Annotated in this window: 11 protein-coding genes; 2 read left to right on the top strand and 9 right to left on the bottom strand. The window is 55.4% G+C overall.

The features are described from left to right. Positions 1–38: 38 nt before the first annotated feature. From WD071_RS13785 to WD071_RS13755, 7 genes are all read right to left on the bottom strand, one after another. Entirely contained in the window at positions 39–302 is a 264-nt protein-coding gene (locus WD071_RS13785) for a hypothetical protein (RefSeq protein ID WP_368048968.1), read from the bottom strand. Beyond that, on the bottom strand, positions 292–720 hold the full coding sequence (locus WD071_RS13780) for a hypothetical protein (protein ID WP_368048967.1): 429 nt from the start codon (positions 718–720) through the stop codon (positions 292–294). The genes WD071_RS13785 and WD071_RS13780 overlap by 11 nt, the downstream gene beginning before the upstream one ends. A gap of 10 nt (positions 721–730) precedes the next feature. Then, a complete protein-coding gene (locus tag WD071_RS13775; protein WP_368048966.1) occupies positions 731–1,021 on the bottom strand; it encodes a hypothetical protein in 291 nt (96 codons plus the stop codon). A 108-nt stretch (positions 1,022–1,129) separates the two neighbouring features. After that, positions 1,130–1,765 (bottom strand): exopolysaccharide biosynthesis protein, encoded by a 636-nt coding sequence (locus WD071_RS13770; RefSeq protein WP_368048965.1) that lies wholly within the window; start codon positions 1,763–1,765, stop codon positions 1,130–1,132. Between the two features lie 85 nt (positions 1,766–1,850). Further along, positions 1,851–2,345, bottom strand: a complete 495-nt coding sequence (locus tag WD071_RS13765; protein WP_368048964.1) for a tetratricopeptide repeat protein — start codon at positions 2,343–2,345, stop codon at positions 1,851–1,853. After that, on the bottom strand, positions 2,342–4,630 hold the full coding sequence (gene mrcB, locus WD071_RS13760) for a penicillin-binding protein 1B (protein WP_368048963.1): 2,289 nt from the start codon (positions 4,628–4,630) through the stop codon (positions 2,342–2,344). Before mrcB ends, WD071_RS13765 begins: the two co-directional genes overlap by 4 nt. A gap of 128 nt (positions 4,631–4,758) precedes the next feature. Then, the gene (locus WD071_RS13755; protein WP_368048962.1) at positions 4,759–7,233 is read right to left on the bottom strand and encodes an ATP-binding protein; all 2,475 of its coding nucleotides are present in this window, start codon (positions 7,231–7,233) and stop codon (positions 4,759–4,761) included. A gap of 131 nt (positions 7,234–7,364) precedes the next feature. Between WD071_RS13755 and WD071_RS13750 the strand changes: the two genes are divergently transcribed. Further along, a complete protein-coding gene (locus WD071_RS13750; RefSeq protein WP_368048961.1) occupies positions 7,365–7,592 on the top strand; it encodes a DUF3820 family protein in 228 nt (75 codons plus the stop codon). Here the strand turns inward: WD071_RS13750 and WD071_RS13745 are convergent, their stop codons facing one another. Both WD071_RS13745 and WD071_RS13740 read right to left on the bottom strand, forming a co-directional pair. After that, positions 7,593–9,809, bottom strand: a complete 2,217-nt coding sequence (locus WD071_RS13745; protein WP_368048960.1) for a putative bifunctional diguanylate cyclase/phosphodiesterase — start codon at positions 9,807–9,809, stop codon at positions 7,593–7,595. After that, positions 9,810–12,029, bottom strand: coding sequence for an HDOD domain-containing protein (locus WD071_RS13740; protein WP_368048959.1), 2,220 nt, complete (start codon positions 12,027–12,029; stop codon positions 9,810–9,812). A 157-nt stretch (positions 12,030–12,186) separates the two neighbouring features. On the opposite strand from WD071_RS13740, the gene WD071_RS13735 reads away from it, so the two are divergent. Next, positions 12,187–13,530: a MinD/ParA family protein gene (locus tag WD071_RS13735; protein ID WP_368048958.1), complete on the top strand. Its 1,344-nt coding sequence runs from the start codon at positions 12,187–12,189 to the stop codon at positions 13,528–13,530.

Genomic DNA, 13,530 nt, shown 5'->3' with positions numbered 1-13,530 from the left:
AGATAGTGCGATTATTTTTTCAGCCTGTACACTGACGTCTAGAGCATTTTCAGAAAGCGGGCGACTAGCGGCTGCAAGCGCATGGCGGCGAACCCGGCCGAAAGCAAGGCTGACACCGTTGTCCGGCCAGATGCACTACCAGCGGTACAGCCAGCCACAAATCCTGTCAGGGGAACAAGCCAGCCGCGATTGCGGCGCAGCGTCAGCAAAGGCCGCATACCCAGGCGCTGAGTCCGCACATGTTCGAGCTCAACAGCAAGTGACGCAGCTTCGATGTCAAGAACCAGGTCTTTACGGCCCACGCTTGATATCCTCAACGATTTCAGCCAGGTATTTGCGAGTCATTGGCATCGACAGACTACGTCGATACTTTTTGAACAGATGGCGCATCGTCAAAGCAGCAATCACCTGTATCACAAAGAAAGTGAAGAAACCGGCGCCGGGCAGACCGCTCAGGCTGTAGCTCAGCCAAGAGACAAAAAGCGACAGGCCCAGCCAGGTGAAAATGACAACCGGGAAAAAGAATAACCCAAGCAGTAGCAGCCGACGCAAGTCGCCGCCAGCGAGCCTCATTTCAGCTGTCGCCAGCACCGACAACGCCGAACCCAGCGCAGTAAGCTGCCTCAACCAGGCCAGCCAGGCACCCGCGTCATCCTGCGCCTTGTTGCTGGCCCGATCATCGTCCGGTAGCTGCGTCGGATCGTGTTGATCGTCGCTCATCGTACCCGGTTCAATTTCTGGAGAACAACTTCGACAGTACATACCCGCCGACAAACGCTATTGCCAACGCCTGAACGGGATTCGTCTTTGCGTAGTCCACAGCCGAGCGCGTCAAATCGTCAGCCTTGTCCTTGCCCTTGACCAGTTGATCAAGTGCATCTCCTTTCATTTCAAGGCCCGCTATTTCAGCCGCATGACGGAAATGCTCCTTTGCTTCCAGCAACTTGTCCAGCGCTTCTCTGGCGGCCAGCTTGCTCGCCTCCAGTTCTGATTCCGATCCCTGTTTCTTAGCTGTAGCCATTGCATATCTCCTGTTGCGGTGAGTATAACAGTGTATCTCTCAAACCCCGTACCATACTAAAGAAAGTCGTCAATACAGGCAAATAATCAACGTGACGCGGGCACCATGTCAAACCAGGTTCGCGACGATGATCGCTATAACGCCAGCGGTCATACAGAAGCCGAATAATGCCAGCAGACCATCACGCGTGATCAGGGCCAGCCCGAACAGGGTCCAGATCAGGCCCGCGCCATTGGCACTGAACGGGACAAACTCCATCGCAGGGGTCATAAGTGCGGTCACCCCACAGGCCAGTGCCACGGCGTACCTGGATGCACCACGTACCAATATGGTCAATCTAGGTTTTAGCAGCCGGTCAATAAAACGCGACGGCTTCCTGAGCGCCTTTACTGCCTTGCGCATGTTTTCCGACGATACCGATCGACGCAGCAACCAGTCCGGCAACCAGAAGTGTTCAGCCTGCAGGGCCAACTGGCCCACAGTCAACAACACAATCAGACCCATCATGGTGGGCACGCCCGGCACATCACCCACAATGGGTGCCAACGTCACCAGTCCGGCCAATAACAATACCGGTCCGAACGAGCGACGGCCTATCTCCAGCAGAACATCATCGAGGCAAACATCGTCAACGCCCGACGTTGCATCAGACAGGGCATCAAGCATGGCACCAAGGTTGGTGGTTTCCTTATCTTTCGCACCAGCCTGGCCGCAACCACCGTCGCGGCTACTGCTGTCGCTCATAAAACACTCCGTTGTACTTGATGATCCGTTGCCCAGCTGAAAAGCCGGGTAAAAACTCAAGCAGGATACATGACGCTTTTTTGCATCACAGACTGTTTAAACGATCCAACAGATCGTTGATTTGCAGACGCAACGAAGCATCAGAACCGGCATAGCTGAGCGCTCTTCTCGCCAGCCCTCTGGCATCATCATAATTTTGCTGCCGGAAGCGTATGCTGGCCAGCCGATACCAGACCGTAGCGTCGCGAGGGCTGATGCGCAATGCCCGCTCGCCGATAGCTGCGGCCCGCTCCAGATCCCCCGCCGCAATTGCCGTGTCGACTGAGGCCAGCAGCGTGGAGGCTGCTGTCGCAGGGGTTTGAGGGTTGGCAGGCGCTGAGGGCTCTCCGCCGGCTGAGGGCTGTCTAGACGCTGAGGGCTCTCTGCCCGGAGGTGGCATCGGTGGCCCCACGATCGCAGGTGACTCGACGGCATCCGGTTCACTGCGCTCGACCGGTGTCGGCTGACCGTTGTCCGGTCCATAGCTGGCGCAGGCCGATACCAGGCCAGTCACCATTACCAACAACACGCGCGATATCATGGGTTCAAATTCCGTATTCGATCAAACACCCGCTCCAACATTGACTCCCCTGGCAGGCATGCGGTCACAGCCACAGGTAACTGCTCTGCACGAAACGGCAATAATCGAGTATCACGACAACTTTCCGTTGTCGGCCTCACAGCCGCCCGCTCCGGCACTTCTTCCCACACGATAACATCCGGTGCCCGTGTCTGTCTGGGCTGTATGTCCAATTGTTTCATGACTGCGGTCCATACCTGCAAGGCTCCTGTCGCCCCGGTCAGGCCAGTACTGCGATTATCGTCATGACCCAGCCACACAACGCCAGTCAGGTCATCCCCGTAGCCGGCAAACCAGCTGTCCCTAAAATCATTGGTAGTACCGGTCTTGCCGGCAAGCGGCAGATTGTCCGCAAGAGACTCAGCAGCAGATCGTGCCGTGCCATCTACAAACACATCCTGCAACGCCTGCTCAAGCAGAAACATCGATGCGGCATCCGCCACCTGCTCGGTTTCGAAACCATAACGCTGCAACCTCTCACCCTGTCCCGTTGTCACCGCTTCTACCGAACGCAACGGTGAATAGAATCCATTGCTGGCCAGGGTCTGATAAAACCGTGCCACTTCCAGAGGCGCCATATCCACTGCACCAAGTAGCACAGACAGGTATTCGGGTATCGGGCGCGAATGCCCCATTTTTTCCAGCATCTCCACAACAGAATCGACACCGATCTTTACGCCCAGGTCGACCGTCGCCAGATTCAGTGAGCTCACCAGGGCGTCATGCAAATACACATCACCAAACATTTCATCATCATAATTTCGCGGTGACCATTGCTGCCCATTGTCTGTCATCAGGTCAACAGGACGATCCGACAACACCGAGGCCAGACTGAAGCTGCCCGATTCCAGCGCCGCCAGATAGACGGCTGGCTTCACCAAAGATCCAATTGGACGCACCGCATCCAGAGCCCGGTTAAACCCGACGGCACCCGGGCGACGGGAACCGGTCAGCGCCCGGACTTCACCGGTATTACTGTCGGTTATAACCATCGCGGCCTGCAGTCTGACGCCATCGTCCGACGGCACTTCAACGGCTGACACGGCCTGCTCCAGCACCGCATCCATAGCCCCCTGCACGCGCAGATCCAGAGTGGTAAAAATGCGCAGCCCTTCTGAGCGCAAAGCCTCGGCATCATAGTCTCGCGCCAGATCCAGGCGCACCAGATCCATAAACGCTGGATACGCCCGGTTGCGACGCACCGGCTGCGAGCTGGTGAGCAATTCTGCCTGACGGGCACTATCGTATTCATCCGCGGAGATATAGCCCTGATCCAGCATACTCAAAAGTACGGTATTGCGGCGATTGATCGCACGCTCGGGATTGCGCCTGGGGTTGTAAAATGATGCGCCGCGCGGTAATCCTGCCAGCAAGGCCAGCTCAGCCAATGACAATTCTGCTAGCGGGCGGGCGAAGTAATACTGCGCGGCCAGGGTAAAGCCGTGAATAGCCCGATTGCCGTCCTGCCCCAGGAAGACTTCATTCAGGTAGGCTGCCAGAATCGCGTCCTTGCTGAAATGCAGCTCAAGCGCCAGCGCCATGACAGCCTCTTCAATCTTGCGGCGCAGCGTGCGATCCTGGGTAAGGTACAGATTTTTAACCAATTGTTGGGTTAGCGTGCTGCCACCCTGCGCCACTTCACCCCGACGCAGATTGACCCACAACGCCCTCAGAATACCCTTCGGATCGACGCCCCAGTGCTGATAAAAGCGCTGATCCTCAACCGCGATGATGGCCTGCACCAGCGATTCCGGAACTTGATCCAACGATACTGGCAGTCGATCTTCGCCCGTGTCGGGATTGATCTGGGCAATCTCGACAGGTTCGAGGCGGACCAACGGCAGCGAACCCTCAAATGCCCGACCCGCTGCGGGCACAGCATCAGTAACCGGCGCGGCATTGACGCTAGCGATGCGGGAATCACGAAACTCTACCTGGGCATGGACACCTGGCTCCCGGCCATCCCAAAACTGAAAGCCCCGGGTCTGCAACCGCATCTGCCGATCCTGGACCTGATATTCACCGGGTCCGGCGACGGTTTCTACCTGGCGATAACCAAGACGCTGCAGATAGTCTGTCAGACCGGCCGCATCGAGATGGGCACCTGTGTACAGCTCTGCAGGCCGGGCATAGATACGCGCCGGCAGTGCCCATTGCAATGCTTCAAAGTCGCGGCGCACCTGGTAGTCAATCCAGATCAGCCAGATAAATCCGATAACAAGGCCCAGTCCCAGCGCCCAGGTCAAACGTCGACGCCAGGGCCGCCTGTTGTTTGAGAGACTGTTTGAGAGACTGTTTGCGCGATCTGTTTCATGCTCTGTCATAGCGCAGCATTATGACACCATCGGGCAATCAGCCGCCATGTGCTTGTCGCTCAGCTATCCAGCATTTCGCGGACTTTGCGCGCCAGATCGGAGGTACGGAAAGGTTTGCTGAGCAGATTGACGCCCGGATCCAGTCGACCGTGATGAACAATCGCATTCTCGGCATAACCGGACATGTAGAGTATTTTCATGCCCGGATCGATCCGGGCCGCTTCTGTCGCCACTTCCTTACCCGATATGCCACCCGCAAGCACCACATCTGTCAGCAGCAGCGCAAATCCTGCACCTGTATTCGCTGCCTCACGGAGCGCATCCAGCGCCTGCGCACCATCACCAAAGTCGCTGACCTGATACCCCAGCTGGCGCAGACTGGTAACCGCATAACGCCGCACCAGTTCATCATCCTCAACCAGCAGAATATGTTCGTCGCCACCCGTCATGTCGGGCGTTTTGGCAGTTGCTCGATATTCCGGCTCAGCGTTTCCGGACACCCGCGGCAGATATAACCTGACGGTCGTTCCTTGTCCCGATTCGCTGTAAATTTTGACCTGCCCACCAGACTGACGCGCGAAACCGTACACCATGGCCAGTCCCAAACCGGAACCTTTACCCTCCTCCTTGGTGGTAAAAAACGGATCAAACGCCTGAGCAACGATATCAGGCGGCATACCGCAACCGGAGTCTGATACCGCAATCATGACAAAATTACCTGCGCTCATGCCGTGTAAATCAGCATACTCGGGCGCAATTGAAGAATTGCCGGTTTCAATGGTCAGTTTGCCACCATATGGCATGGCATCACGCGCATTGAGCGCCAGGTTGAGAATGGCATTCTGCAACTCATGTGGGTCGACAATGGCAGGCCATAAATCCTGGCCACAAACCAGCTCTATGTTGATATCCGCCCCCACGGTTCGTTCCAATAGTTGCTTGGCTTCCAGCACCAGCGCGTTGATATCGGTCTGCTGTGGATTCAGTGGCTGTCGTCTGGCAAACGCCAGCAGCCTGTGGGTCAGTTCGGCCGCCCGTTCGCCAGCGATCCGAATCACATCAGCCTGCCCGCGAATACCTTCAGGCGCCTTTTGCAGATGCTCCGCCAGCATGTCGATATTACCCAGAATGACCGTGAGCAGATTATTAAAATCATGGGCAATACCACCTGTCAGCTGACCCAGCGCATCCATTTTCTGTGCCTGCCGCAGACGCTCCTCCATCTCTTTTTGCCGGGTGAAATCCTGCAGGTATACCGTCATTCCCTTGTCATGCGGGTACGCTTTTATGACAAACCATTTATTCAGAGGCCGGTAATATTGCTCCATGGCAACTGAACCTCCTGTCGTCCTCGCCTCCTTGTAGAGCCGGGCAAATCCGGTTTCTTCCAACTCGGGAAACTCTTCCCAGATTCTCTTGCCCAGTAGCTCACCCGCGGGACGCTCCAGTACGCGTTCTGCTTCTGCGTTCAGAAAATCGAATTGCCACTCTGAGTCCAGCGAAAAAACGGCATCAGAAATAGCGTTAAAGATGGTTTCTATTTCGGCCTTTGCCGCGTTGACATCGGCCTGTGCCTGTTGTTTCGTCCGCAAAGTCTGTTCAGCAAACTGTTGCTGACGCTGGGCCAGCACAATGGTCGCTACCGAACTGCCCGCAAATGTCAGCATCATCAGCAGCCCGATACTCATCTTCGACAGCAAGCGGCCCCGCCATTCGGCAAGCACTTCGGCTTCGGTGATATTGGCATAGGCGATCAACTGGTTATCCCAGGTATAACGATAAGCCGACAGCCTCGGTACCTCGCCCTGCAGCGCGATATCGGTGACGCGCCCTTCGGTGCCGGAACCGAGAACCTGGCGAAACAGGGACGTTTGTGAAAAATCGACGCCCACCAGAGCCGGATCAAACGGACTGCGGGCGATGACGGCGCCTTCAGCTGACAGCAGTCCCAATGCACTTTGATCCCCAGCGCGCAACGCATCATAAAAGTCACTCAGGTAATCCATCGACATTGACGCGGCAGCAACACCGGCGAAGCTGCCATCGGCAGCAGGAATCCGGCGGCTGACATTGATCACCCATTGACCTTCCGCCAGGCCGACCACACCCAGTCGCGGCACCGCGATATACATGCCGTCATGTGCGTTTTCCTGATGCACGGTAAATTCACGATAGCGTGACAAATCAAAGGGCTCAGGATCTGTGGTACGGGAGGTGGACAGCGAGCGTCCGTTGCGATCGAGCACGTAGAACGCGTAGGTATTGACAGATGCAGCCTGGCGATTGGACACCACCCGGTTCAGGGCGTCCGGATCGTTCAAGCTGTCCTGGCCGACCAGGGCAACCGCGACCAGACCCAGGTCAAGCGCCATCAACGTCTGCTGCGTGTGCTCAGCCAGGGCAGCGGTGACATTTTCAAGCTCGTTGTATGCCGCCTCGATGACCTGCGCACGGTCAACCAGGGCACTGCGTGTGATTATAATGCACAGTACCAATGCCACCAGAACATTGGCCAGGAGAAATACCTTCTTCATGCAGGCTCCATAGCAGCCTGCTTTCTTTTTCCTGTTGCAGGCATTGCACAATCTAGCATGTAATAAGTCGTTTCAGGAACCTCCCGGTTTTGATATTGTGAACTCTCCCCCGCAGGGATCCGGAAAACGCCATGAATGAGGAAATACTTGCCGAAGCCTTGACCCAGACCATGCCGTTTGGCAGGTACAAGGGACAGAAGCTGATTAACCTCCCAGAACCCTATCTGGTTTGGTTTCATCGTCAGGGTTTTCCCAACACCAGACTGGGACGCCAGCTCGCGCTGATGTACGAGATCAAACTCAACGGACTGGAGGCAATGTTGTCGGGCCGCGGCAGCCAGAATGCCGGCAAGTATTGATCAGCCTGGGCCATTGGCTTGAGATTCACCGGCAGCCAGGCGTTTGCCGTAAGGGTAGCGAATCACAACATCGTTCAGCGATGTCGCCTCACCAAACAGATAGCCCTGCACAATATTACATCCCAGCGAGCGCAGGTAATTGAACTGAAACATGTGCTCTACGCCTTCGGCAACAATATTCATTTTCAGGCCTTGGGCCATAGACACAATGGCACTGACAATGCAGGCATCGTCGGCGTCGTGGTGCAGTTTCTGCACAAAGCTGCGATCGATTTTCAGCGTTTTTATCGGGAACTTGTGCAAATAACTCAGCGATGAGAAACCCGTGCCAAAATCATCAATGGCCAACGTGATACCCGTCTGAGTCAGGTGCAACAACTTGTCCACGATATCCCGACGATCATTTAACAAAAGACCTTCGGTAATCTCCAGCTGTAAATTCTCCGGCGGGAATGCCGTGGCTTCCAATGTGTCAAAAATCTGCTGCACAAAGTCTTCACGCTCAACCATCACCGGGGAAAGGTTGATAGACAAACGCAGACCCGGGTGGCCTTTTTGATGCAGAGCGCCTACGTGCAGACAGGCTTCACGCATGGTTTGACGATCGATTTCCACGATCAGGCGACTATCCTCTGCAATCGGAATAAACTCCGCCGGCGACAATCGGCCGTAGCGCGGGTGATTCCAGCGAATCAGCGCCTCTACACCGTAGAGGTTTGTGTTCACTGTATCCACCAGCGGCTGATAACAGATTTCCAGCTCATTGTTTTGCAGTGCCCGACGCAGATCCTGCTCCAGCGAATGACGACGCGTAACACTTCCGTTCATCTCGGCATTGAACAGGATTGAACCGTTTTTGCCGCTACTTTTGATGCGATACATCGCAATATCGGCGTTTTTGATCAGTGCTTCTATATCATCACCGGCATCCGGGTAGACGGCAATACCGATACTGGCACCAATATAAATTTCATGCCCGGCAATATCGAACGGCGTTTTGATCGACTCCAGCATCTTCTCTGCGACCTGCAATGCTGTGCTTTCGTTTTTTATGTCCGGCAGCAAAAGTGTGAACTCATCGCCGCCAAAACGTGACAGGGTATCCCCCTTGCGCACGCAGGACAGCAAACGCTGACTCACCGACTGCAATAAGCGGTCGCCCATGGTGTGGCCAAGCGAATCGTTGATGACCTTAAAGCGATCCAGGTCGATAAACATCACCGCCAGTTTTTCCTGGTTGCGATGCGCCTGGGTAATTGCCACGCTCAAACGATCCTTGAACAGCGCACGGTTGGGCAAGCGCGTGAGAATGTCATGGTAGGCCTGGAAATTGATGAATTCCTCGGCTTCTATCTGATCGCTGATGTCTCTTGCCGTCCCATAAATTTCGTAGCGTTCACTTCCATCAGATTCAAGCACATCATCGCTTATCGTGGACATGGTCAATTCGAAATGTCGTCTACGCGACTCGCCGGTGTTTGGCGACTGACTGACAAGCGCCATGTTGATAGCACGTTCACTATCGTTGGATGTGTGTGCATGTTCAAAAAAATACCGGGCCTTTTCCTGGTCCTCAGCATCGACGATCGCAGTCACAGGTTTCCCCAGCAGATCGCTGCGCGTGTAACCCAGCAGACTTTCCACTTTATTGTTGATAAAGCTGAAGCAGCCATTGTGATCGAGAATAAAGATGATATCCGGCGAATTGTTGACCAGAAACCGGTGCAATCGCTCGGATCTTGTCAGGCGTTTCTGCATCTCGCCGTGACTGTCTTCCAGGCGTTTCTTGCGTATCGCATTACTGATCGTGGTCAGCAATTCGTCAGCGACATAGGGCTTTTTAATGTAGTCGTGCGCACCCTGGCGCAGCGCCTGGCTGACATGGTCAATGGCGCTTTCTCCACTGACCACTATCGCCAGCGTGTTGAGTTTGGCCGAGTGTATGTGTTGCAACACCTGATGACCGTCCACATCGGGCATGACGAGGTCAAGCAATACGACGTCATAAACCGTGGCGCCCAGCTTGCGAATGGCCGCCTGTCCACCAAAAACCATTTCAACCACATATCCGCGCATAGACAGGAGGCTGTGCAGGCTTTCCGCCAGCCGCTGGTCATCATCAACCACCAGAATGCGTCCCTGTCGGGTCTCGCCAGGCTTCTTGCCAGAGCCCTCAGCGGCGCTGTTACGATTGCTGGGTTTCAAGACTGCGCTCACTCAACTCTCCTGCGGACTGCTGCTTCGCGTAACCGGAAACAGCAAACGGAACTGGGTGCCCTGGTCACTGCTGCTGCAAACGATCTGGGCCTTCATGGCATCCATCAATTTTTTAACGACGCTCAGGCCCAGGCCGCCATGAGCATCACCCTTACTGGTCACACCGGGAACAAACAATCGGGACATGACCCGCTCGGGTATACCGGCACCGGTATCCGCAATGGTCAGCGTCAGATGGGCATGACCATTTACCATGACACGTCCTTCCGATCGCAACGTCAGGGTGCCGCCAGAGGGCATAGCCTCCACCGCGTTCTTGATGAGATTGGTCAATACCTGCTTCAACTCAACTTTGTTCAGCAACACTGGCTGCAGGGAACTGTCGAGTTCCAGCTTCACCCTGACGTCACGCGCGGCACACATGGATTCCCGAAAGATCCTGCCCAGGTCGTCAACCACGGCGTTGACATCCACCGACTCTGTTTCCGGATACTCACCCGGTTTGTTCAGCCTGAGCAGTATTTTACCCACACGGTCAATTTCTTCCCGCAGTATCGCAAATTCTTTATCTGCATCTTTGCTGTCGCCCAGCTTCAGGCGCAGAATTTCCAGGTAATTGTTAATCACGCTGAGTGGGTTGCTGACTTCATGTACCGCCTCACTGATGCGCGCTGATTCACTGTCCCGTACCTGCTGCCCGGGAACCGCCGGAGCACGATCAAATAACACGGTGATTTCGTTCAGCAGCGTTTGCCACAAACCAGCGTTTTGTTGCTGCTGGGCCAGTGTTACCGGGTTTGCACCTGCTACCAGTATCCCGCGCTGATGTTTCGCCGCAAATGGCAGGTATATCAAAGCCGGTTGGCGGCAATAACGCAGCAATTGCTCATCGAGCAGGCTCAGCCTGTCACCGTCAGGCAGGTTGCTGGTCTGGATCTGCTGTCTGCTGAAGCTACGCTGAACCAGGTTATCCTCCGCCAGTGTGTCCACGACAAAATCGGCTACACCCGGCTCAGCACCCATGTTTGAGCCTGAACCTGGGCCTGATCCGGTTTCTCCCAGACTTGCCTCCAGTGTCCCTTGCTCTTCGCGCAGCCTGAAAATCACGTACTTTTCGAAACCGAAACTCAGATACAGCGCGCGTCCGACAGCGTCATGTTCCGGCACGTCAACAGCATCCCGCGGCAGGGTCTGTCGCAAGGCCTGCAACTGCGCCAACTGGCCCAGTTTCTCGCCCAATTCACGATTTGCCTGCTGCGCCTGTTCAGGGTCTTCTGCCTCGCCGGATGCCACGCCAAGGCCACCGGCAATGCGCTGGACATCCGCGGCGATGCGAGCATGCAGCTCTCGCAACAAATCTTCGTTAAAACCAAACAGATCACTGGCACGGGTCAGGGTTTTGTCATCCGGTTCAGCCTGACTGCTCATCAGACTGCTGAGATTGACGATTTTAACCAGGTGGTGAGCATGTTTGATATCAACACCCCCGGCATGGTGATAACGCAAAGCATCTGCCATGAAGTTATCCAGCTGCCAGCTGTCGAGCAGAGCCGCACCCAGCTCCGGGTGCGTGGTCTCTAACGCGCTGCGCTCGGCATCAAGCAATTGCTGGTCATCGCCGCCAGCCGAGGCCAGTATTGGCAAATACACACTGTCGTTTTCTGCCAGCAGGCACAACTGGCCCACATCCATCAGCAGGCCACACAGATACGCCTGTGGCAACGCCTGATAACCGGTGAGACTGGCCACTGTTTGTGCACAATGCGCCGACACCAGAGAACGACGCCAGAACTGGCGCATGAATTGTTGATGGTTTTTGTCAAAGTGGCTGAAATACTGTTTGACCGCCGCTGTGATAACAAGCGTCCTGACGGTTTCCAGGCCCAGACACATCAGGGCTCGATCGACTGTGTCACAACTGTACTGGCGACGGTAATAACTGGAATTGGCAACGGCAATCAGCCGTGCTGACATGGCGCTGTCCTGGCGGATGATATCGGAGAGATGCTGAAAATCGGCGGATTCCTGACTGACAGCGTCAAGGATACGAACCAGCACTTGGGGCATACTGGGAAGCTTGTTCAGGGTCAGATGGGTGGGTACTCGTTGTTTTTCCACCGTCATGGGCTCAACCGTGTCCGCAGATCCAGCGTTATTGTAAGTGTCCTTGAAGTCGGATATCGCTACCTGGCTGACGAAGCCTGCGCCGAGTATACTCAATGACGCGCCCGCTGGCCACTGCAAGCCTGTCATTATTATGGAAATTCTTGTTGCACGCGGGCTGATGTCCCATTATGCTTCGGTAGTTGTGTAAACGCTCGATAGCAAACCATCAAAATCGGTACAAAAACGCAAAAATCATCACTACGGGAAGCTGATGGCTACCGTCGATCTGCCACTGAATAGCGTTGCCAAAAAAAGCCTGTCCCAGGCCCGCACAACTGCCCCCCACGTAATTGCAGTCACCAGCGGCAAAGGTGGCGTCGGCAAATCCAGTATCTCCGTCAATCTGGGCATTGCCCTGTCACGCATGGGACACAAAGTCTGCCTGCTTGACGCCGACACTGGTCTGGCAAATATCAATATCCTGCTCGGCCTGACACCCAGGCTCAGCCTTGAACACGTACTGTTTGGCAACAAATCCATCGCCGATGTCATGCTGGACGGCCCGCACGGGCTGAAGGTCATCCCCGGCGCCAATGGCATCGTTGAATGCATCAAGCTGCAACCCCGGCAGCACATGCAATTGACCCGACAACTGGCCACCGTGGAGGGTGAATACGATTATCTGCTGGTCGATACAGCTGCAGGCATTGGTGATGACACCATGGACTTTGTGCGGGCGGCGCAGCAGACCATTATCGTTGTGACGACTGAGCCGACCTCTCTGACCGATGCTTTTTCCATGATTAAACTGTTGCGCAGGCGCGGCAAAAAAAGCCATTTCCATGTCGTTGTTAACATGTGTCACAGCACCAAACAGGCGCGTGAGGTTTTTCAACGTTTCGCCGGGGCGGTGGAAAAATACATCGGTGTAAAACTGAACTATCTTGGCTTCATTCTCCAGGATGAAAGCCTGCGCGCAGCGGTCACCATGCAGTCCCCGGTGACGCTTTTCCCTGAAACCGACCCATCATGCAAAAATTTTTTCCGCCTGGGTCAAGCACTTACAGACACATTGGGAACGCTTACGCCGAAGGCATCATTCAGCGCATACTGGCAAAGTCAGTATCGGCGGCAAAACCCGGCCCAAGTGTCGGCAGCAACGTCAGGCAAAGACAAACGCCCGGTAACATCAAAAAACGCCGACACCCAGGTGACAGGAGCAATACAGCGCGAGCCGCTTAGCAAATTGCGCACCCGCCTGCTGACCCTGATTGCACAGGGCGACGTAACCGCGCAGGAACTCACCGCACTGATTGAGGAGCTGAACAAAGCGGCTCTGCGGATGTATCCTGACGCCCGGCCCGTCGCACAGAAGACGGGCAGCCCTGAGCCCATAAACAGCCCTGAGCCTGTGAACAGCCTTGAGCCCATAAACAGCCCTGAGCGGATTAACAGCCCTGCGCGCCGCCCCTCCGACAGTGAAGCGTCCTCCTTGCTCAAACACCGTTACGATGAAAGCAGGTTTGGCTCCCAGCAGCAGTTGCTGGCGACACTTCGGCAGCATACCGACAAGCCATTGATCAAGCTGCTTGGCGAAGTAGCAGGTTGCCAGTGA

It is taken from the genome of Pseudohongiella sp. (assembly GCF_040877505.1).
Classification (GTDB): Bacteria; Pseudomonadota; Gammaproteobacteria; order Pseudomonadales; family Pseudohongiellaceae; genus Pseudohongiella.
Note: the sequence above shows the minus strand (reverse complement) of the source record. Positions and strands in the feature narration are given on the sequence as shown.